General features: G+C 37.1%; 19 protein-coding genes and 1 pseudogene. 10 read left to right on the forward strand and 10 right to left on the reverse strand.

Annotation, left to right across the window (positions count from 1 at the left end; all coding sequences use genetic code 11):
* The first annotated feature begins 128 nt into the window (after positions 1-128).
* Entirely contained in the window at positions 129-284 is a 156-nt protein-coding gene (locus tag BLU33_RS24195; protein ID WP_157682369.1) for a hypothetical protein, read from the forward strand.
* A 19-nt stretch (positions 285-303) separates the two neighbouring features.
* Here BLU33_RS24195 and BLU33_RS24200 read toward each other — a convergent pair whose 3' ends face one another.
* On the reverse strand, positions 304-1,485 hold the full coding sequence (locus BLU33_RS24200; RefSeq protein ID WP_091379611.1) for a hypothetical protein: 1,182 nt from the start codon (positions 1,483-1,485) through the stop codon (positions 304-306).
* Positions 1,486-1,725: 240 nt separating this feature from the next.
* On the opposite strand from BLU33_RS24200, the gene BLU33_RS24205 reads away from it, so the two are divergent.
* From BLU33_RS24205 to BLU33_RS24220, 5 genes and pseudogenes are all read left to right on the forward strand, one after another.
* On the forward strand, positions 1,726-2,301 hold the full coding sequence (locus BLU33_RS24205; RefSeq protein WP_091379614.1) for a Crp/Fnr family transcriptional regulator: 576 nt from the start codon (positions 1,726-1,728) through the stop codon (positions 2,299-2,301).
* Positions 2,302-2,784: 483 nt separating this feature from the next.
* A pseudogene (locus tag BLU33_RS25745) lies at positions 2,785-2,979 on the forward strand (hypothetical protein); the annotation flags it as partial.
* 309 nt (positions 2,980-3,288) lie between these two features.
* Positions 3,289-5,169 carry a protein kinase/lanthionine synthetase C family protein gene (locus tag BLU33_RS24210; protein WP_172829293.1) on the forward strand — a complete coding sequence of 627 codons (1,881 nt, stop codon included), beginning with the start codon at positions 3,289-3,291 and terminating at the stop codon, positions 5,167-5,169.
* A 5-nt stretch (positions 5,170-5,174) separates the two neighbouring features.
* Positions 5,175-5,588 carry a MauE/DoxX family redox-associated membrane protein gene (locus BLU33_RS24215; protein WP_091379621.1) on the forward strand — a complete coding sequence of 138 codons (414 nt, stop codon included), beginning with the start codon at positions 5,175-5,177 and terminating at the stop codon, positions 5,586-5,588.
* Between the two features lie 107 nt (positions 5,589-5,695).
* Positions 5,696-5,992, forward strand: coding sequence for a hypothetical protein (locus tag BLU33_RS24220; RefSeq protein WP_157682371.1), 297 nt, complete (start codon positions 5,696-5,698; stop codon positions 5,990-5,992).
* A gap of 80 nt (positions 5,993-6,072) precedes the next feature.
* Here the strand turns inward: BLU33_RS24220 and BLU33_RS24225 are convergent, their stop codons facing one another.
* From BLU33_RS24225 to BLU33_RS24240, 4 genes are all read right to left on the reverse strand, one after another.
* A complete protein-coding gene (locus BLU33_RS24225) occupies positions 6,073-7,518 on the reverse strand; it encodes a TlpA family protein disulfide reductase (RefSeq protein ID WP_157682372.1) in 1,446 nt (481 codons plus the stop codon).
* Positions 7,519-7,526: 8 nt separating this feature from the next.
* Positions 7,527-8,903, reverse strand: coding sequence for a RagB/SusD family nutrient uptake outer membrane protein (locus BLU33_RS24230; RefSeq protein WP_091379631.1), 1,377 nt, complete (start codon positions 8,901-8,903; stop codon positions 7,527-7,529).
* 11 nt (positions 8,904-8,914) lie between these two features.
* Entirely contained in the window at positions 8,915-12,211 is a 3,297-nt protein-coding gene (locus tag BLU33_RS24235) for a SusC/RagA family TonB-linked outer membrane protein (protein ID WP_091379633.1), read from the reverse strand.
* 109 nt (positions 12,212-12,320) lie between these two features.
* Positions 12,321-12,533 carry a hypothetical protein gene (locus BLU33_RS24240; protein WP_091379636.1) on the reverse strand — a complete coding sequence of 71 codons (213 nt, stop codon included), beginning with the start codon at positions 12,531-12,533 and terminating at the stop codon, positions 12,321-12,323.
* A 109-nt stretch (positions 12,534-12,642) separates the two neighbouring features.
* Here BLU33_RS24240 and BLU33_RS24245 point away from each other — a divergent pair, with 109 nt between their 5' ends.
* From BLU33_RS24245 to BLU33_RS24260, 4 genes are all read left to right on the forward strand, one after another.
* Positions 12,643-13,050, forward strand: a complete 408-nt coding sequence (locus BLU33_RS24245; protein WP_091379640.1) for a helix-turn-helix domain-containing protein — start codon at positions 12,643-12,645, stop codon at positions 13,048-13,050.
* Positions 13,051-13,064: 14 nt separating this feature from the next.
* Positions 13,065-13,466 carry a helix-turn-helix domain-containing protein gene (locus tag BLU33_RS24250; protein WP_091379643.1) on the forward strand — a complete coding sequence of 134 codons (402 nt, stop codon included), beginning with the start codon at positions 13,065-13,067 and terminating at the stop codon, positions 13,464-13,466.
* Positions 13,467-13,528: 62 nt separating this feature from the next.
* Positions 13,529-13,978, forward strand: coding sequence for a GNAT family N-acetyltransferase (locus tag BLU33_RS24255; RefSeq protein ID WP_157682374.1), 450 nt, complete (start codon positions 13,529-13,531; stop codon positions 13,976-13,978).
* Between the two features lie 288 nt (positions 13,979-14,266).
* On the forward strand, positions 14,267-14,506 hold the full coding sequence (locus BLU33_RS24260) for a hypothetical protein (RefSeq protein ID WP_091379649.1): 240 nt from the start codon (positions 14,267-14,269) through the stop codon (positions 14,504-14,506).
* 536 nt (positions 14,507-15,042) lie between these two features.
* Here BLU33_RS24260 and BLU33_RS24265 read toward each other — a convergent pair.
* From BLU33_RS24265 to BLU33_RS24285, 5 genes are all read right to left on the reverse strand, one after another.
* Positions 15,043-15,615: a hypothetical protein gene (locus tag BLU33_RS24265; RefSeq protein WP_157682376.1), complete on the reverse strand. Its 573-nt coding sequence runs from the start codon at positions 15,613-15,615 to the stop codon at positions 15,043-15,045.
* Positions 15,616-15,619: 4 nt separating this feature from the next.
* On the reverse strand, positions 15,620-16,270 hold the full coding sequence (locus BLU33_RS24270) for a TetR/AcrR family transcriptional regulator (protein WP_091379656.1): 651 nt from the start codon (positions 16,268-16,270) through the stop codon (positions 15,620-15,622).
* A gap of 10 nt (positions 16,271-16,280) precedes the next feature.
* Positions 16,281-17,552, reverse strand: coding sequence for an aminotransferase class I/II-fold pyridoxal phosphate-dependent enzyme (locus tag BLU33_RS24275; RefSeq protein ID WP_091379659.1), 1,272 nt, complete (start codon positions 17,550-17,552; stop codon positions 16,281-16,283).
* 292 nt (positions 17,553-17,844) lie between these two features.
* A complete protein-coding gene (locus tag BLU33_RS24280; RefSeq protein ID WP_091379662.1) occupies positions 17,845-18,282 on the reverse strand; it encodes a hypothetical protein in 438 nt (145 codons plus the stop codon).
* Between the two features lie 405 nt (positions 18,283-18,687).
* The gene (locus BLU33_RS24285) at positions 18,688-20,037 is read right to left on the reverse strand and encodes a site-specific integrase (RefSeq protein WP_091380965.1); all 1,350 of its coding nucleotides are present in this window, start codon (positions 20,035-20,037) and stop codon (positions 18,688-18,690) included.
* Between the last annotated feature and the right edge of the window lie 404 nt (positions 20,038-20,441).

Consider the following 20,441-nt stretch of genomic DNA (forward strand, 5'->3'; position numbering starts at 1 on the left):
GTTCTTAGCCGTACCTCTTGTAACAGAAAACTAGTGACCCACGCTAATTTTTTATGGAAAGCGCTAAAAACGATATTCTTTTAATCCCAATCGAAAAACTAAAATTGAGTAGTGGTTGCATTGCAAACATGAAAGATTTGGAAATTTGCAGCCTGCAGGACTTCATCAATAAAGGCTGGCAAAGAATACTTGAAATGGAAGACTTTGATTACATCAAATTCAATGAGGTAATCAGGTATTTGAACTCCAACGGCTTAGTATATCTGCTTGAAAAAAAGGATTAAACCATATTAGTAAGATGGATCATAGATTATAATACAAATTGATGTGATTGATCATTTTTTCAAGCCAGCCCTTAACATTCTTAACAGTACGATCAGGAAAAGGCTTATTATTAAAATGATTCCTCATGCTTTTTTTGGAAATATTTTCAGCCCTTTCCGTCCGGATGTGATTAGAGATAAATTCATACAGGTAAGAATTAAACTTGGTATAGATCAGCTTAACTTCCAGCATTATTCTAAAGAAAAACATCAGTTCCGCTAAGGTCACGGCAAAATTAAAGTAAAACTTTGAGGGCGATTCTGGATTGGTATTTTTGAAATTCTGTAAAAGTAATTTTTCCTTTTGTTCCAGATAGGTTAATTCCGCTTCAAGGCTTTCAACAATAGAGATCTTTAAGGACTGAACTTTAGGGTCATATAAGAAATAAGCATCAATCCTTACCTGCCGGAACACTTTTAATAAATAAAGTAACTCCTGCTGTTGTTCCTGGAAGGTCGTTTCACTTAGCGTTATTTTTTCAATATATCTAATAAAATAGGCATATACCTGGATACTGTTAAATTCCCGGCTTACCAATAATTTCAATAGTTCCAGATTAATATCACTTTGCGATGGAGTCAGCACAAAGTCGTGGATTACTTTAGTGGTCATTCTCATATACTCCCATTGCCGCCAGGTTTTGATTGTGAATTTTTCAGAACTTTCAGTCGCTTCGCTGAAAGTTCTAATCAGTATTAAAAGGTCTTGATCGACATTTTGGCTGTTTAGGTTATCTGCCAATTCCTCGCGGGAGAATTTTAGGTTTTCTTTATACTGTTTAATAAAACCGACCGGAAGTAAAGCATCATCATCGAAATAAGCAGTAAAATAATTGCGAATATGCTCCAGCAATTTAAATATGCCGGACAGAACCCAGTCAAAAACATTTGAAATAACAGCGGGTCTATCCGTAACGTTTTCAAAACCAGTTATTCCCGCCGCTAAATATGTTAACTGCGATTGAATAGTTACTATATACTGTGTTTTTGCATCATTATCGGTATTTTGGCCAAACTCAGCCTCTACCTCCCAACGGATAGATTGAAATGCATCGGCTACAAAGTTTTTTAATTCTTCGATTTCCGGTTCGGGTATATTTTCAAAAGTGTAACCAGCATAAGTCTGAATAAATCCCTTAAGCTTGGTAAGCGAAGCGGCCATAGTAAATCTCCTTCATGCCTTTATTTAGTACATACCCTCTCTAAAATTGCTCCTCGTCCTCATTCTAAAAGCAAATACAAAGTTAACGCTAATTTTAACACAAGTGATAAAATTGATTTGCTTATTAGTAAATTTTTATGAAAATATGCGTTTTTCAAAATGATGGCATTTTTATAGCCACTGTTAGCCACTTGACCTGAGGAAAAGAAATTTGGTTATTTGTTAAAAAATATAGTAATAATGATTGATCCGGATGCTTTTATTCAGCGCTTAAACCGCACCAAAACCTTGTCACAAAAACTGTCAACTGCACTGATGAGCGGGCTGAAAATAAATAAGTACGAAGCAAACGAAACCTTTGTTTCTCCGGGGAACTTTGCCACCGCTATTTACTTTATTCAAACCGGATTAGTTAGAGGGGCAATTGAAGGGCCCAAAGAAAAAAACACCACCTGGTTCAAACAGGAAGGTGATTTAATAGTTCCGCAAGGTATTTTTAATCAGCAACCAAGCGAGGAATACATAAGCGTAATGCTTAATACAACATTATTAGCAATACCTTTAATACATATTCAAAAGGTACTTGAAAGCAATCCTGAACTTATTGAACTCATCATTTTCCTGATAGCGGAAAGCAAGCAGGAAAGCCATTACAGGGAAAAGTTATTAAGAATGCCAACTGCAAAAGACCGGTATAAATTCTTAATGAAAAATGAAGATTATATATTGAAACGCATACCCCAATATTTTATCGCTTCTTACATAAACGTGAGCAAGGAAACGTTTAGCCGTCTGCACAAGAGACGTTCTTATTGATATTTGTCAATTTTTTTGCGACATTTTTCATAAAATTTAATGCGAAATATCGCTAATATAGAGGGATATGTCAATTTTCTTTAAAGATCCAATTTGTAATTTTGCCGGAATATACCAACGAGTTCAAATTTATCACACCTGATAAATTTATTGACTTTTGTCAATTATTTAATTGATAAAAGCATAAAATTTAATGAGATATATCGGATATTTAATACGATTTGTCAATAAATATTAGCCGTTAGTGACCGTAGCTTTAACCAACAAAATGTTAGACCTATGGATGCGGCTTCTAAAGAAATATCGGGTACTATATATAATTCCAATCCTGGGGGCGCTTTGGTTATCAATCCACCTGTTGATTATGGAAGCATTCTTACTCAGGCATCTCTTAGTTTTTACAACAAACATCCATACCTGCATGTTGGCGATATTATTCCACTACATGGATGGGTGTTGTATATTTCAGTAATCAGACAGGAAATGGTTCAACTATTGAATATCCTGTTACCCTTTTTAATAGACAGCGATTTTACATTCACCATCCCGGAAAACAGCGATGTGCATTCCATGATTCTGGATGGTGCCTACGGTGTTGGCGAAATCGGAAAAGTCATAGCCATTTATCCGGATAACGATATAGAGACCCAAAAAACTGCTGATTTAATCATTGAGTTGGCAAAACCATTTTCCGGCCCGACCATACCGTCGGCATACCATTTGAAAGGATGCGTTTATACGGAAAATTTAAAACCATCAAATAATCTGAACGACTGGCCTTATCCCGGAATTCCCAAACCAACCCGGCAAAAGGAAAGGAAAAAAATCAAAAACTACCTTATTATTAACCAGCTCAAAGGCGATGCAAAGGGCAATGTTTACAAATGCTTAAATCTTAAAAACTGGTTAAAAATTCATTGGTGCGTTATCAAACAAGGCAGATTCAATCATTGTGCAGATGATTTTGGGAGGACTATAAAAGACCGTTTGGAATGGCAGTATGAGTTATTAATTGACCTTAATGCCTCTATTCCTTTACCTAAACCAATAGATTATTTCGAGGATGGTGGAGATTCCTATTTAGTTATGGAATATATTAGGGGGCATAGCCTTTTTGAGAAAATTATGGCATTACATCAAGGCATTATATGGTTTGCAATACCGGCAGAAACAAAGCGCCAGTTGGTGAAATACATTCTTGAAATAATAAATATCATTGATCTTTTCGACTATAACGGCATCATCCACCGGGATATTAATCCGGGAAATTTTTTGATCCGGGAAGACGAAAGCGTAGTTGCTATTGATATTGAATTAGCGTTTGACGCTTGCGGTAATGTTCCGCCTTTTACCTATGGGACTCCAGGTTATATTTCACCCCAACAGCAACAATTACAAGCTCCCGATATAGCGGACGATATTTTCGGGCTTGGTTCCCTTATACTTAAGGTGATGACCGGAATTTCGCCTGGTAAATTCAGTATTAATGACCAATTATTTCAGAACATAAAATTTTTCATGGACAACAATGCGGTTGCGGCTATGACCGCATTATGTATGAGCGGAGATAGTTCCTTAAGACCGGGCCTGAAATCAATCCGTCACACAATGGATGTTTACGATGCCGTACTGTTAACAGAGAATTTAAAAACGAACTTTAGCGCACCGAAACCCAAAATAAGTAAAATTGAAGATGTCATTCAAAAAGGAATAAACGCTTTCGCATCAAATGTGCTTCAAAACAATTCCGGCTATTGGGTTTCAAAAGCCATCCCGGAAGAAAACGGAATAGCAAATGAATTTAAAAGTTACCTGGCAAATCCAGGCTTCGCCAATGGGGTTGCAGGTGTTTTATATGTATTGTCATTAGCCGAACAGCTAAATTTTAACACGGTTGACCTCTATGAAAATATTTTATTAAATTATGAACTGCTATTAAAAACGGAACAGCCTTACTGTTCCATTTCAAGCGGATTATTTCGCGGTAAAACGGGATTTTCAATTGCAATTAATGAGCTGATTATAGGCGGCCTAATAGAAAATACAGTTTATAATCACAATCTGGTTTTTCAAAACATTTCAGAACCGTTAAGCGGAAATAATGTTGCTTCGGGTATTTCGGGGCAGGGTCTTGCCTTTTTGCATTGTTCCAATAATCGTCAGCTACCCGTGTTCTATGATGAATTGTCTCTCCTAGTCGCCCGATTAATTAAGGAACAAAATAAGGATGGATCATGGCTGGTTAAAAAAGATGAAACCCAAGCAAAAGGAATTAAACTATATGGTTTTTCTTACGGAATTGCCGGTATAACCTATTTTTTAATTGAATATTACACGAAATACGAAGACCAAAAAGTAAAAGATGTTATTGTTAAGGCACTCGATTTTTTGTTAAAAGGCAGAAAAGTAAATAATGGGGAACTATCCTGGCCAATTAGCGCAGTCAATGAAAATTTTGATCCGTGGTTCGAGTATGGATTTTCGGGAATTGCCTTAACCTTTATAAAAGCCTATCAAATCTTAGGAGATTCAAAATACAGAAAGGCAGCTGAAACTGCTTTAAATTGCCATCCCAAATACATCTCCAGCAATTTTTTAACCGTGGCTAATGGATTAGCCGGTTTAGGAGAAGTTTACCTTGAAGCTTTTAAGGTATTTAATGACTGTGAATGGTTTGAACGTGCCGGGCATATTGTGAATGTCTTATTGCATACTTACCGGGAGGCCCCAAATTCACGCATTTATTGGCTGGAAGGAAATGATTCCTTGTCCGCAGCCGATTTGATGTCCGGTAATATAGGAATTATTCATTTTTTGCTCCATTACCTGCGGCCCGACAAAATTAAATTCCTCTTTAACATTGATTAATTGCCATGAAAAAATCATTGTTTTATGAAATAATTACTGCCATGCTGATCCTGCTTTTTATTGATTCAGGCTTTAGTAAGATTTTTGATCACTCAGGATTTAGGCGGGCAATGCACAACCAGCCTTTCCCTTTTTGGTTCGCTGAGCTATTAGCCTGGACAATTCCACCAGTAGAAATTTTGGTAATGGTTGCTTCAATATATGCCAAAACGAGATTATATGGCCTCTATGCATCGCTTATTTTATTGATATTATTTACAGGCTACATCGTGGCCATATTATTAGGGGTATTTTCAAAGGTGCCGTGCAATTGCGGCGAATTCATTCAATCCCTCAGTTGGGGGCAGCATCTTGTCTTTAACCTGGTCTTTGTATTCCTGGCCTGTTATGACATCAAATTAATAAAAGAATTAAGCTGATTATCTTATTAAAAAAGGTAATCAGTGTTAAAATATTTCACGCGCGAAGTCAGGTTAATACCAGTCCTGTGAAAAAACTGGTTTTTTATAAATTAAAAATTACTAATATGAAAAAGATCAGATTGGGCTTTATTGCCCTTGCAGCCTTAGCAGGCTTTGGAAATGCTTACGCATTCAATCATCATAAAAATGCGGGAACTACTTATTATGGTTTTAAAGATGGAAGCGGCAACGCGGCCTGGGCACTCAATCCGCCAAGCAGAGAAACTTGCCAAAGTGATGCTGTAGCGATTGCCTGTACGATTACGTCAACCGCACCGCAATCAGTGGTATTAGGTACCGTGAATGCTTTGCCGCCGGATTCAAATATCCAGCACAGTTCTCAGGATAAAATGTACAAATAAGAACTATTACAAACTGCCGGGTTTCCGGCAGTTTGTAATTATTGATTTGAGTTAGGTTAACTTTGGCATAACAATATGTTTTATGGACGATTCACCTCCTGGGTAATCATGCTGGTGATGTTATTGCCATCATCCAAACGAGGGTCTGTCGGCGACATCATTAAATTACCTTTTTTATCAATTAAAATTAAGGTCGGGCCGCCTGTGACATTATAATACTTACTGATTTGACTGTTTAACCCTCTCTCTCCGCTAAAGAGATTGATGGCGTACCTTGTGGTATATTTTTTTGACGCTATACTCTTTTTCCATAAATCGCCTTTGGTGTCGACATTAATACTCAAAAACACTACCGGCTTATCTTTAAATTGTTCCTCCAATTTTTCCAGATAAGGTGCTACTTGTATGCAATTTCCACAGCCAGTAAACCAAAAATCAATAAACACTACTTTTCCTTTAAATTCAGCCATCTTATGCCAGTTACCTTTATCGTCGATGAGATTAAAATCAAAAGCATCGCCGCCCACCATCCGGTGGGATTTTAAATCTGAAAGGATCGAACGAAAATTGCTGTCGGTAACCCAACTTAGTGCATCTGTCAATATCCCTGAATTATCCTCCGATTCTGTTCTTCTATCGAAAAACAAATTGGTTACTAAACGCTCCCTTAACAAGCCCTCAAAGTTTTCTTTCACATACGTATAATATATGGATGTAAGGAATGGTAGATTTTTTACATAACAACTGTCATACATATAACGGCAAAAAATCCCATTGGTGTAACTATCCCCATACGCCACAATAGGCAAAGCATTCAAAGTTTTTAAGTTAGCGTAGGAAATAGGAAAGTTGGTTTTTAGGAATGATAAAGAATCCAATATATGTTTTCGGTCGCTTTCATTCATCATTTTCAAACCATCAGTCGTTCCGTACCACCTGCCAATAAGACCAGCTTCTAAGATGTAAAATAAATCATGCGAAACCATTGATCTGTTGATATTTAAATACTTAAATTCTAAGAGAATATTGGAATCCTGTGATATAACAAAGGTCCTGGGGGTTTGAAAAAAATTAAGATTTATGTGATTGGCTGCGGGATTTTCTTTGACTTTCAACTGTTGTATAAGACTGTATTTTTCAGAACCTTTTCCCGAAAATGATAGATCTTTAGCGTTTTCGGTAATCATAACATCGTCACCATTTTCATAATAATAGCTATTCAGTGATTTGGTTAAATACTTATTAGTAAAGGTTAATTTATCTTCACCATCCTTAAAACGCAATCTAAATCTGGTCGGTACGCTAACGTCAGGTAAATTGAATAGGAAGTTGTGGTTACTAACTTTAGCTTCAAAGGTTTTAGCATACCCGGTAAAGTTGGGGTCGCCGTATGGGTCAGCGGTAAGTATCACCATATCGCCATCTTTTAATGATGGATAGTAGCCCCTGATCACTGCCGATCCGGAGGCTGAAATACAACAAAACAATGAAAGTGTTATTGCAATTATTTTTATAGGATTGTTCATAATCATCTTTATCTGTTGTTTTGAGGTTCGCCGGTCAATTCAATTTCATTATCCGGAATTGGAAAAGCGTAGCGCGGATCATTGGGTGGTAAAGTATAAATGGTATTATTGATATTCCTTTTTAAGGTGATTGCAAATCTGGAATCCTTATTTAATCGGCGAAGGTCTGTCCACCGGATACCTGACAGTAAAAGTTCTTTTCTCCGCTCGGATAATATCTGAGTTAGCGCATCAGTACTTGTAGTTGCTGTGTAAGGTTTAAAGGTTCCTGTAACCCATCGCATTACAAGCAGTGCGTTTAGGTCAGCCATAGCGTTTTTAATATCCCCGGCGCGGGCTTCGCATTCGGCCTTATTCAGATAAATTTCGTTGGTGCCGATTGCACTCGTAACATTACTGTGTTTGTCGAACTGACTGTTAAATTCTATCTGTCCCCCATTGTTGTAAAAGAAAATGGCTAACCGCAGGTCATTAGGATCGCTAAACGACTTATACACGTTAGAATCAACCTGGGCGTTAAATCCAACGAGGCCGTTTCCCTCTAAAGAACTGTGGAATAATTCTTCGGGTGAATAGTTTGGAAATACTGGAAAGGCATTCGGATTTAACTGGTTGAAATCCTGAAGTGTATTATTAAGTGAGAGGCAACTTGTCGCATTTGCCAATGAACCGGAGAAGTCCCCTAAAGCAAGGTCAATTCTTGATAGAAGACCATAAGTTGCTGCTTTTGACGGTACTGTGATATCAGTCGCCGAATTTGGAAGCAGTGCTAAAGCTGTTTGAAGGTCGGTTAATATCTGCTGGTAGCAATCCTTTTCGGTTGCCCTAACAGATTTTGCATTTATATCTGAAGTTAACCTTAACGGTATGCCTAAATCCGATGACGCGGTCGACGGATCATACGGAAGTGCAAAGGTCTGCACGAGGTTATAAAAAGCGATCGAGCGAAAAAATAAAGCACTTCCTTTAACCTGATTATATAACTGTTGTTGGCTCGGACTGTAAGTTACTTTAGGTAGATAATCCAGTACAATATTTGCATAATAAACCTGGTTATAAGAGTCGCTCCAGTCAGGCACATTAGAACCTGCATCATAAACAGTTTTCGCCCATACATAGGCATTTCTTGCGGTGGTACCCTGGTTATCCCAAAGGGATGTGCTGACGTAATAATCATCGCAGGCTATTTCACCTAATGAGGGGTAATTTCCATTTAAGACCGCCTGATTATGTATTATTCCTTGTAAATCAGATAAAGTAGAGGGCACTGCCAGGCTTTCATTCGGCTTGACATTTAAAAAACTGTCCTCCTTTTTGCAACCGGAAAACACACCGGCGAACAATAGAAAACAAATGCAGGCTTTCAGGTAAGTAAAATCTTTCATAATGGTAAAAATTATAAGGTTGCTTTAATTCCTAATGAAAAAGTACGGGGAAGCGGGTATGCCGCAGCCGTAGTATTTGAACTGAGGTCTGGATCAAGACCATCATGGTTTGCCCGCCAAAGGATGCCTACATTATTGATATATCCGTAAACCTGCAGGTGTTTAAATGGAAGTCCTTTATAAACAGACCTGTCAAAATCATAACTCAGGTTGATATCCTGTAACCGGATATGGTCACCGTTGTCAATAAGCACAGACGAATATTTATAAAACAGGTCGCGGTCAGTAGTATAGGGAGGGTATTGTAGGGAAGGTACGTTTGTAGTGGTTTCATCACCCGGCTTTTGCCACCTCGAATAAAAGTCCTGATTCCCGGAATAAGGTAATCCCTGGGAACTGTAAGAGGTTTTTCTGAAATAGTAATTAAGTTTATAAATGATGTTCAGGGACAGTGAAAGCTGTTTATAAGCAAATGTATTCCGGAAAGAACCGAAGGTGGTTGGCCTTGAGGAACCATTATAAACCATATCATTTACCGAAGTGTTGGCGATTATGCCGGCATAGTCGGTGCTGACTTTTCCATTCAGGTAACCTTGCGGATCGCCCGTATTATGTGTCAAACCAGCCCATGCATAACTATAAAGGCCAAATAAAGATTTGCCGGTAAGCGGTAAAATGCTGCTTGAGTTGCTAAAGGCAATATAGTTTGCAGAGGTAGCCGTTACATCATATTTGGTAACAATATCAATCACATGACTGATCATAAAATTGGTTGTCCATTGAAAATTCCCACTACTGATGTTCCTGCTATTGATTACGATGTCAAGGCCGTTTCCTTTAGTGTCTGCCGTATTCCCGAAAAATGTCGTTTGTCCTGTAGATGGTGGCAAAGGAGAATTGCCGAAGAGGTCTATTCCCTTTTTAATGTAATACTCAATACTTCCTGATAGCACCTGATTTTTAAAGGCATAATCCAATCCTAAATTGATCATGCGGTCTTTTTCCCATCTCAGTTCAGGATTCCCCGGATTATCAATCTGGTCATACGAATCGCCACTATCATAATTATTGCTTAACTGGCTGATGGTCGTTACAGCAGTAGCACTTTTATTAATGTTACCAGTATAACCATAGGTTGCCCGAAGTTTTAAATAAGGAAGCCAGTTCAGGTGGTAGAAATCTTCCTTGCTCATTTCCCAACCTGCGCCAGCCGAGTAAAGCGGAACAGCTTTTTGATTGGTTGATACGCCGAATAAATTCGATTTGTCTATCCTTCCGCTTAAAGAAAATACGTAACGGCCAAGATAAGTGTAAGCAGCGTTGCTATAATAAGAAAGGAAATTATCAGTTGTTTTACCAAAACCCAGTGTATTGGGAATCATCCCGGAACCTTTTGGCAGCAAACCAAAACTGTCACTATAATCAATATTGGCAACGCTTGATCCGGTTCCTTTATCATAACCGTATGCTGTATAATCATTGATACTGGCTATAGTTGAACTAACTTCACTTCCTATAATGGCGGTTACCTGGTGCTTATTATTCCAAATATGATCGAAATTTAACTGGCCTCGTACATCCTGTGAGGTAAGCCCGTTTTCAGCTTGCTGTAATATACCACCCACCGGGATCGGATAACTAAGTGTACCATCCGGGTTTATTTGAGTGTAATCATTGATAAGGTTTCGGGCATAGTAGGTATTGGAATTATAATTATTAAGCTGAGTCAGATCTGAGTGTTCATACTGATATTTTAACTCTGCATGAAAGTCCTTAAAAAACTTATAATTCACGCCGAGGTCGATTCGGTTCTCAATACTTTTCGTGGAGTTGTCCGCATTATGAAATTCATCAAGCGGCCTATAATTCCAATCCAGCAGCTTTCCATGCCCAACCGTATCTGTATAACTTAAAGCATAATCTTTAGGAATAGCTGCCGGGGTGCCATTTGCGTTTACTAATTGCGCATAAGGATATAAACCATTTGATCCAACTGATAATCCGCCGTATTCTGTTAAGGGGTTATTGGATACTGAGGTGGATTGTACATAATTCGCGCCTACGGAAATTTGTAAATTCTTTACCGGGTAGAAATTAAGTCTTGAATTAATGGTGATCCGTCCTGTTTGGTTGCCCTGGTAAAAGCTGTTATCCTGATCATCGCCCAAAGACAAAAAGTAATCGCTTTTATCGCCGCCACCTCTTAAATTTAAGTTGTACTGCTGATTAACAGAATGACGGTATAAATATTCACTTTCATCTTTTCGAATATCATTTTGCCCTAATAAATTCAACTGATTTGACAAATCAGATGCAGAAATTAATCCGGCCCTTTGCTCTGCCATTAATTGTACAGCCGGAGAAACAGCAGCATATCCGGTTTGCAAGGCGCTGTCATAAAAGCCTCTGTTAAATAGGCTTTGTTCCAATCCGATAAAATCAGAGGATAAAATGTAATTCTTGCTGTAGTATAGATCTGGTTTATTACCTATCGTTACGTTTGCATTTAATTCTATGGCTAAAGGCTGGTTTTGCTTTCCCTTTTTTGTTGTAAGAACAATAACCCCGTTACCTGACCTTACTCCCCAAATGGATGCTGCGGAAGCATCTTTTAAAACGGTAATGCTTTCAATATCATTTGGATTGATGTTATTTAGGTCACCATCGTAAGGAAAACCGTCGACGACTATTAATGGCTGACTGTTTGCGAAAAGGGTATTTTGGCCCCTTATGCTAATATCCACCTGGCCAGCCGATCCGTTTATAGTGTTCCTGTTAAAAAGCAAATCAGGCACTACGCCCTCAAGACGGCTTAAAATATCGGTACTGACCCTGCGGTTAAGCAATTTATTATCTACCTGGGCGAAAGACCCATCAGCGCGTTCCTGCGGTAAAGTCTGGTAACCTGTTGACACCGTTACCTCTCGTAATGTATTTTCATCGGCCATTAAGGTGATCCTAAAAGGGCCTGGATGTGAATGGTTATAAATAAGTGTCAACGGTTTAAACCCGATATAGGATACTGTGAATGTTCCACTGGTATCTGCCGTCAGGAGTTGAAATTCACCGGCTGAATTGGTTATTGTCTGCTTTCCGTCCGTATTGTTTTTTATCGTTGCCTTTGGCAGAATCCCGGAATCTTCTCCCGAAAAAACCGATCCTTTGATATGAAATTGTGGGGATTGCTGTGCAAGTAAACTATTGCCGTGAATAAGCAGCACACATAAAGCAGGTAGAGCGAGGGTAAATTGCTTTTTAATTTTAGGGCAAAGCATAGCCCTGACGAGATAAATCGTTAATTTTTTCATGGATCGCGGGATACTAAAGTGTGATTGGGTTAATACAGAAAAAGGGAAGCGGCAACCGTAAAAAAGAATTAACTATAAACTGATCTTCGGTTGCCGTTCATCCTTTTACTCATTCCGGATACCCTATAATGTTTTTTATTGGGTTTTGTAACGGGTAAGAAATGGCTTTGCGGTTAGCAAAGCCATAAGCCAGTTGTCCATTAGCCGTTATGAAAAATACTGGCGGATAAATACCGGAGTAAATAATCAGGTCAACATTTAGATTGAGCAAGCCTGCAAAAACTTTTTCATGTTGGTGTTGGCTATTGATTATATTGCGCATAATTTATATAGCCGAAGTAACTCAATTTTAGCATAAGTGAGAAAATTACACGATTGACTATTATTATATTTCAGTTGATTTTTATAACTTTAAAACTTAATCTTATCTGATGGAAGATCATCTATTTACAAAGAAGCCTTTATCTCTCGGTCAAAAGGTTGAACGTATCCGTATGTTTAGGGGAATTAAACAAGAATATTTGGCAAGTAAACTCGGAATATCGCAGTCGCAAGTATCCAAAATTGAACAACAGGACGAAATAGAGGAAAATTTGTTAAAACAAATTGCTGAAATATTAGGCGTTACACCTGAAGCAATTAAAAATTTTGATGAAGAGAGAATTACATACAACATCAATAATTACTATGATATTCATGATATTGAGATAAAAGACAATGCCTCAAGTAATTTTGTAGCACAGCAATTTAATCCAATTGAAAAAATCACCGAATTGTACGAAAGGCTTTTGAATAGTGAGAGAGAAAAAATGGAAATGATTAAAGGGAAAACAAATTAATTCTAATTTAGTACATGGAATCAGTTAGTTATAATAAACCCATTCATATTGGTAAAAAAATAGAAAGAGTTCGTAAGCTTCGGGGCATGACTCAAGATGAGGTGGGTACGGGTTTAGGTATTTCTAAGCAAGCTGTTTCTAAGTTAGAACAAAGCGAATCTATAGATGATGATCGATTGGATCAAATAGCCAAAGTTTTAGGGGTCACAAAGGATGGATTGGCCAATTTTAACGAAGAAAAAATCTTTAATATTAGTACTAACTTTAATGAAGGGTGTTCAGTTACTACACACTCAATTTATACGTTTGTTGAAAATCTAAATAATCCAATTGAAAAAATCATTGAACTATATGAAGGTTTGCTAAAAAGTGAAAGGGAAAAAGTGGAGATATTACTCAACAAAGTTCCGAAATAAAGGACTACAATCAGGTTAAAACCTACTTGTAACAACTACATGTTATCATTAATTGTAAAAAAGTGAAAATTGAAAGGGCGAATATAAATGACAATGAAATATTGACTGAAATAACAAAAAAGTCAAAAGCATTTTGGGGATATTCCGAAGAACAAATTTTGAAATGGAATGATGATCTTACAATTTCCAAAGATTATATTGAAAGTAACAATGCTTTCAAATTATTAAATGACAATAAAGTTATTGGTTATTACTCTTATATTATTAAAGAAAAAGAGATTGCAAGACTTGATAATTTATTTGTATTGCCTGAATATATTGGAAAGGGGTTTGGGAAATATTTGGTCAACGATTTTTTAAAGCTAATGAGAAACCTAAAAATCAAAAAAATAATACTTGACTCAGAACCAAACGCAACGGAATTTTATCTAAGAATTGGGTTCGAAAAAATTGGAGAGTTTGAAACTTCAATAAAAAATAGGTTTATGCCAATTATGGAAATGAAACTTTAAAAAAGCTGAACCAAAAAAACTAATAGAACAAGGCGTGTAAACACACGTGGAAAATTATCAAAAACAACCTTTGGAATGAGAAAACTTATAAATAATGTACCATGGGGAGAAAATGAAATTATGGATAAATAGCAGGGCATCTAAGGGTAACTATGCTAGTAGTTTGCGACTACCAGCCCTAAACTATACTTTTATCACAGAATTAAAGACAGCCCCCCAAAAAACATTTTGAATACATGTAATTGGGGGGCTGCTTATAATTTAAAAACACTTAGTTAAATACAAACAATGAAGAATAAAGTTAGTTTCTCAGGCTTGGGTATTATTTCTGCAATCGTTGCAGGGATAATGACTTTTGCAGCTATAGGATTTTTTTTAAAAAGTAATCTTGTTGTTATTCACAGAGGAACCACGGACGGTGGATTAATAGGTGGTATTGGCGTATTGCTTATTATAGCTGTAGCCTCAGTACTATCTATAACAACAGTTTTTCTGGTAAAAAAGTACCAGAAACAGAATGAAAAATGAAATGTTGCATTTTTAATAATTTCCCCGCCGTCCGTCTGCGACAGATAGCTACGTCTGTAGTTTGCGCCTACAGACATAGTTTCCATAAATCCAATCCTATTCCTTCAACAACTCATCCATCAACTTAACAAATTCACTAACAAACCGCGTATAGTAAACCTCTGCTGTCGTAGATAGGTATGCAACTTAGGTAACGTAACAGGGGACATCTCGATCTGTGGTTCTATCATGTGCTACTTGTATTCTGCGCAGACCGAGCAACGTTGTGCAGATTCACGATTTTTTCTTTAACATTTGAGTATTACACTAAAATACTATGGTATTTTAAACGGCCTTATTCTAAAAACTAATAACAACAGCTTTAGTAAATTTTAATGTAATTACTATAATCAATAACATTTACGTAAAAAAACAACCCACTTTTCAATTATTTAACTTCTCCAAGTTGCATACGCTTGCACCGAAATAGTGTGGTCTCATTCATCATAATCTCCATCATGCGGGACGTTAATAAGGAATAATAGGCATACATGGTATCATAAAGGATATTTGTAGTTGATCGTTAACTTCAAATAGGCATAGGCATTGCGCTTATCAAGTTGTGCAAGTTCATCATAGTACTTGTTGGCTAAGTCTTTATAGCCATTAAACCGGGTTTTTCTGACGGCGATTTGTTTACCGTTAAGCTGCCAGGATTCATCGCCAGTAAATCTGTAACAGAGTTCCCTATAAATTTCGGCCCGTAATATCTTTAAATTTAAAGCCTGCATTTTTAAGCTATCAGCTCTTTCCACCATGTTTTTAGCAACCTCCAGATTTTCCATTGCACCTTTTGAAAGTTGATAAGGTTTTGCCAACCCACTGTTATAGCGCAAATAAAGCAACGCCCTGTAAAATAAGCTGATTGTGTCTTTATTATTCTTTTTTAGGTTATTATCCAAACTATCAGTCAACTTCGGATACATCTTTTGATTGGGAGTTAAAGTGCCATCATTCATGTAAATTAATCCTGCTACAACTTTAACCGGTGGCTGAGCGCTTGCTCTTAAAGTGCTTAAAGTAAAAATGATTGCCGTAATTATCTCGCTATACAATCTTAATCGTTTCATAATTTTAAGTTTTTGCATTTTCAGCCCTTTTGTAGGTATCCGTTAAGATTGCTGAAATTGCTTTTTTTATTCTTTCTAAACCGTTTTCTGAATTCACATCTATCTGACAAAATAAACTATCATTAGCTTTTGCATGTAATACCATATAATAAATACCGCCAACTAAAAGACCTGCAACAGCACGGAGATCCACATCAGTATTTTCAAAGTAGGGATCAGCCAAATTAAAAAAGGCTTCGCCTAATTTTTCCCGTTCTTCAGCAACTTCGTACATTATTTTACTTCGCTGACTTAGCTGCCACAACACGATTTTTTGCATTTCGTCCTCTTTGTAAAAATAATTTAGCTGGTTTACAAGAAGGGATTCTAAAATCTCTCGTGTATGCTGATCCCTCTTTTCTTCCATCAATTCTCCGGCATTTCCGGCTGCTGCAACCCAATAATCTTTACCCCGAACATAGACTTCAACCAGGTTATCCAGGCTGCCAAAATATAAATTGATCAGACCCCGATTTACGCCAGCCGTTTTTCCAATGTTCAAAGCATTTAATCCGGTATATCCTTGCGTTCTAATGATTGTACCAACGGCTTCAACAAGTTTTTGCATAGAGCGCTCTTTGCTATTTTTAGCACCGTTATAAGTTTTCTTCGTCATAATCCCAGTATTAATTACTGGAAATATGCAATTTTTGATTTACATATTCAAATGCATTTAATGCCTTATCTAAGTGTTCCCGGTTATGCGTTGCCATTAAGCTTGTTCGTATTCTGGCATTTTTTCTTGCCACACCCGGATACACAATAGTATTAGCATAAATACCCGCTTCCAATAGTAACCGGCCAGCATCACCAGTCTTATGGGCATCTCCAATTTTTACCGGTATAATAGCTGATTCTGTGTTACCAACATTTAAGCCTAAGTCTGTTAGGCCCTTTTTAAAATATTCGATATTATCAGCAAGCATAGTCCTCCATTTTGGTTCTTCGTCAATCAGATCTAATGCTTTAAGTAATCCTGCTGCTGCTGGTGTGGAGGTAGATGAAAAGACTTGTTGCCTTGATTGGAATTTTAGAAAATTAATAATTTCCGGACTTGAAACGACAAAGCCACCTATATGGCCAAATGCTTTGCTTAACGTTCCAGAAATAATATCAATCTTATCCAAAAGGTTAAAAATCTCAATAGCCCCGCGACCATTTTTCCCAATAACACCAATACCATGAGCATCATCCACCATTAAGAAACCACCATATCTTTTGGTAAGGTTTAAAATATCCTCCATTTTGGCCAAATCACCGTCCTGTGAGTAAACACCATCAATCACTACCAATCTTGTACGGAATTTTTCATGGGCTTCCCTTAAAATTCGCTCTAAAGATTCCAGGTCGTTATGCAAGAACATTTTCAAATTAGTTTCTTTGCAGCCCTCATAAACACTGGCGTGAACAGACATATCCAAAATTGCTACGTCTTCTTTTTTCAGAAGGGCTAAAAGTGTTGCGCTATTGGAAGTATAGCCAGTTGTGAAAACTAAAGCTGAATCAGGACTTCTGCCAAAAAAGGATGCTATTTTGGTTTGAAGCATTTCGTGGTAATCATGATGACCTCCGATTAAAGGGGAAGCGCCAGCGCCAGTTCCATATTTTTCGATTCCCTGTATTGCGGCTAACTTTACCGCTGGATGCTGAGTGAAGTTTAAATAATCGTTTGATACTAGACTTACGCATTTTTTGGGCGTTTTATTAAACGGTGAGGTTACCCACATTTCCGGGCCGCAACCGTTTTTACTGGTCATAAAACGGAAATTCATTTGTCCGTTTTCTTCCATGTAATTCGTAAACTCCTGGAAAACTTCGGCTCTTTGGAATGCATTCAGATCAGGAATGTTTTCAAAATCTTTAAAACTTGCTTTTTGAAAGTTGATGTTTGTTTTCATATCACTATTGTTAAGGTAGGGTGTAAATATTACACAATTTACAATTTTAACATAAGTGTTAAAATTACAACTATATGTTGTAACATCTTTACTCTGGAATGACAATACTTTAGCTGACAAGCTAAAGTTTGCTTATAATTGGCAGGAATAAAGATCTTTCCGTTAATTATGATTAAGAAATCCTGCCTACAGAATTTAACTAATAGCTATTTTAAGAGCCTCCAAAGTTTCGTTAAAGCTAATACGTTAATACCCAAAAACGCACAGTGACCCCAGTCTTTACCTCATGATTTCATAATGAGATTGGGTTCGGATATACATAAACATCCCTTTTTTCATCATATTGAACCAATCCTTTTGTTACTAACTTTTCATAAATATCAGTCATTTTTTTCACCCGGCTTTCACCAGGAATTTTTGATACACGTTTGGAACTTGAAATAATATTTTTCTTGTAATAGCCAAAAAGTTCCGGCAGCATGGCTTCGCAAATTCCCATGCCTTTTACACAGTCACCCTCATCTCTTGTCTGAGACAGAATCTTTATTTCAGCATCAATTTCCAACGCTTGAAATGTATAGGTGCCTTTTATTCCTTTATCAATAGGGCGAACTGTAAATTCATCCACCATTATGTTATCACCATCAGCTTGCAAAAACTCCCCTTTGCCACAAAACCAGTAAAATTCATACTCTACTTCATCCCAATTTTTACTTTTAAAATTTTTCATAATACAAAAATAAACCATTTGGAAAGGCTTATAAAGGCTATTATTTTTTAATAAAAAACATTTGCATCCAACAATTATTAGTAGCATCAACCGCATAAGAAACTGGGAGATAGACCTTGAATTTACCATCAAGTCACAAAATCAGGAACGTGATTTCAAGATATTGCAATAGCTAAAAAAATAATATCGAAACCTCTCCGGCAATCGTTGCCGGAGAGGTTTTTAATAGGTATGATTATTTATTTGTTTTTTTTGCAATGTGTAGTAAAGAAACAATATCCAAAAGCCAAAACCAATCATAAATGCTGGTAATTTATTTGCGCATTGTTGCATATAAAAAGCCCTCCGTTCCAATTATAGAAGTTAGGCATAACAAAATGAATGTTCTCATAGCGGAATTAATTATTATGCGCTTACAAGGCGCATAGTTTTCCTTTGATCATTTGGGTTATTTAATTCTTTCACTGACTCTTTTACTTTCAGTTTATATGGCTTATCAGGCTTCGGTTTCACCAGTTTTCTCAAAAACTTCATAACAGAAACCTGCACGTTATCAACGATGCTCCAATCCTTTTCGATATAAATATCAGTGGTTTTGTGTTCTCCATCAACATGGTTTAAAGCCTCTGCAATATCTTCTTTTGCAATTTTACATTTGTTTCGTGCGATAGTAGCAAATGTATGCCTCGCCCAATAAAAGGTAACTTCAGGGATACCCGTTGTATTTCGCAAGAGTTTCATTCCTTTGCTTAAAGCGGTATCTAACCCGTTATAGGTGCTATATCTATCCTGTAATTTCCCAATGTATTTTTCCAGCAATGGTCTTGCCTCGGGAACAATTTTTATACTGATAAACGCGCCGTCATCACGAAGGCTACTCGTTTTTGAGCGATTGTACTCTAACCTGGTACTTTGTGGGTCGTAACCATCAAGATTATAAAAGTCAACGGCGTTCATACCACACATATAAAAACTGAGCAGAAATAAATCTCTGGCTAATTCAGCCCGCCCGCCGGGTTCTACCACGCAATTTTTGATTTTGACAAGTTGTTCACCGGGAATATTCCTCTTCCTGGTCTTTGGCGGTGCGCCGATTTTATAGACCTTAAAGGGATAATGTTTTATCTTAACAACGCCTATGTCTTCATTGTTGTAAACCTTTCGGGCCTCATTGAAAAGGGTACGCAAATCACGCATGTGGGAATAAACACCGCCAACCTGCATACCTTTTTCCGTTGTGGTCACTTCATTACCTAACTGGTTAATCCGACTCATGGTACGGTCGTTTTGCAGCCATTTTTCATAAGCGAACAGCATTCCGGAATTGATCTCTATGATGGAAACACTTTTCTTTTTGAAATAATCAATAAGACTATTCCTCACAGCCCTATGATTGTTTGCGGTTCCATCTCGCTTTACTTTCCTTAAAGAAATGATATGCTGAGTGCAAAAAGCAATAAAATCCACTTCCTTATCCTTGTTAACCAAGTAGGCTTTTAAATCATCACAAGTAAAGAAGTCCAGCTTTGGGCCGAGATCGCCGATGGTCTTCCGGTAATCTACTAACGTTTCGTCTAATGATTTCAGGATATGCTTGTCCTTGATTTTTAAGTCTTCATCAAGTTGCCGGGCGGTAACATAATGGTTTGTTTCAATAAACCGGCGTACATCTTTGTGAAAAACTTTAATTTGTACATGGAAGGTTCCATCCTCCCTTTTAAATTGGTCGTAAACCACAGCATTTACAGTTGCCATAATCTTGTTTTTTTTTAGGCCACGTAAAAACGCCATGACGGAATGGTGACGGTTTTACGTGAAGTTCAACAAATAATTATGCAAGTCCCGACTTTTATGCAGATTTACGACGTCGGGTCGTGGTCGGTAAAAACCGCTCAAATATACGAAAAAAGGCCATTTTGACTATCAAAATGACCTTTTTTACTCGTGCGCCCACCTGGGCTCGAACCAGGGACCAAAAGATTATGAGTCTTCTACTCTATATTATTATAAATAATTGATTATTAAATAGTTATAAAATAAATCATGTAGACCAAAAGATTACTTATTGAGACCAAAAGACTATTTATTGAATTAAAAGGGTCACTTTTCTGGGTTGAAAACATTTAAATAATTATTCATATACCAATATTAGCAAACCC

It is taken from the genome of Mucilaginibacter mallensis, from assembly GCF_900105165.1.
In the GTDB taxonomy this organism is placed as follows: domain Bacteria; phylum Bacteroidota; class Bacteroidia; order Sphingobacteriales; family Sphingobacteriaceae; genus Mucilaginibacter; species Mucilaginibacter mallensis.

Excerpts from the sequence above, each read along its gene's own strand:
- BLU33_RS24195 (WP_157682369.1), top strand. The coding sequence starts at position 129 with ATGAAAGATTTGGAAATTTGCAGCCTGCAGGACTTCATCAATAAAGGC.
- BLU33_RS24200 (WP_091379611.1), bottom strand. The coding sequence starts at position 1,485 with ATGGCCGCTTCGCTTACCAAGCTTAAGGGATTTATTCAGACTTATGCT.
- BLU33_RS24205 (WP_091379614.1), top strand. The coding sequence starts at position 1,726 with ATGATTGATCCGGATGCTTTTATTCAGCGCTTAAACCGCACCAAAACC.
- BLU33_RS24215 (WP_091379621.1), top strand. The coding sequence starts at position 5,175 with ATGAAAAAATCATTGTTTTATGAAATAATTACTGCCATGCTGATCCTG.
- BLU33_RS24220 (WP_157682371.1), top strand. The coding sequence starts at position 5,696 with ATGAAAAAGATCAGATTGGGCTTTATTGCCCTTGCAGCCTTAGCAGGC.
- BLU33_RS24225 (WP_157682372.1), bottom strand. The coding sequence starts at position 7,518 with ATGAACAATCCTATAAAAATAATTGCAATAACACTTTCATTGTTTTGT.
- BLU33_RS24230 (WP_091379631.1), bottom strand. The coding sequence starts at position 8,903 with ATGAAAGATTTTACTTACCTGAAAGCCTGCATTTGTTTTCTATTGTTC.
- BLU33_RS24235 (WP_091379633.1), bottom strand. The coding sequence starts at position 12,211 with ATGAAAAAATTAACGATTTATCTCGTCAGGGCTATGCTTTGCCCTAAA.
- BLU33_RS24240 (WP_091379636.1), bottom strand. The coding sequence starts at position 12,533 with ATGCGCAATATAATCAATAGCCAACACCAACATGAAAAAGTTTTTGCA.
- BLU33_RS24245 (WP_091379640.1), top strand. The coding sequence starts at position 12,643 with ATGGAAGATCATCTATTTACAAAGAAGCCTTTATCTCTCGGTCAAAAG.
- BLU33_RS24250 (WP_091379643.1), top strand. The coding sequence starts at position 13,065 with ATGGAATCAGTTAGTTATAATAAACCCATTCATATTGGTAAAAAAATA.
- BLU33_RS24260 (WP_091379649.1), top strand. The coding sequence starts at position 14,267 with ATGAAGAATAAAGTTAGTTTCTCAGGCTTGGGTATTATTTCTGCAATC.
- BLU33_RS24265 (WP_157682376.1), bottom strand. The coding sequence starts at position 15,615 with ATGAAACGATTAAGATTGTATAGCGAGATAATTACGGCAATCATTTTT.
- BLU33_RS24270 (WP_091379656.1), bottom strand. The coding sequence starts at position 16,270 with ATGACGAAGAAAACTTATAACGGTGCTAAAAATAGCAAAGAGCGCTCT.
- BLU33_RS24275 (WP_091379659.1), bottom strand. The coding sequence starts at position 17,552 with ATGAAAACAAACATCAACTTTCAAAAAGCAAGTTTTAAAGATTTTGAA.
- BLU33_RS24280 (WP_091379662.1), bottom strand. The coding sequence starts at position 18,282 with ATGAAAAATTTTAAAAGTAAAAATTGGGATGAAGTAGAGTATGAATTT.
- BLU33_RS24285 (WP_091380965.1), bottom strand. The coding sequence starts at position 20,037 with ATGGCAACTGTAAATGCTGTGGTTTACGACCAATTTAAAAGGGAGGAT.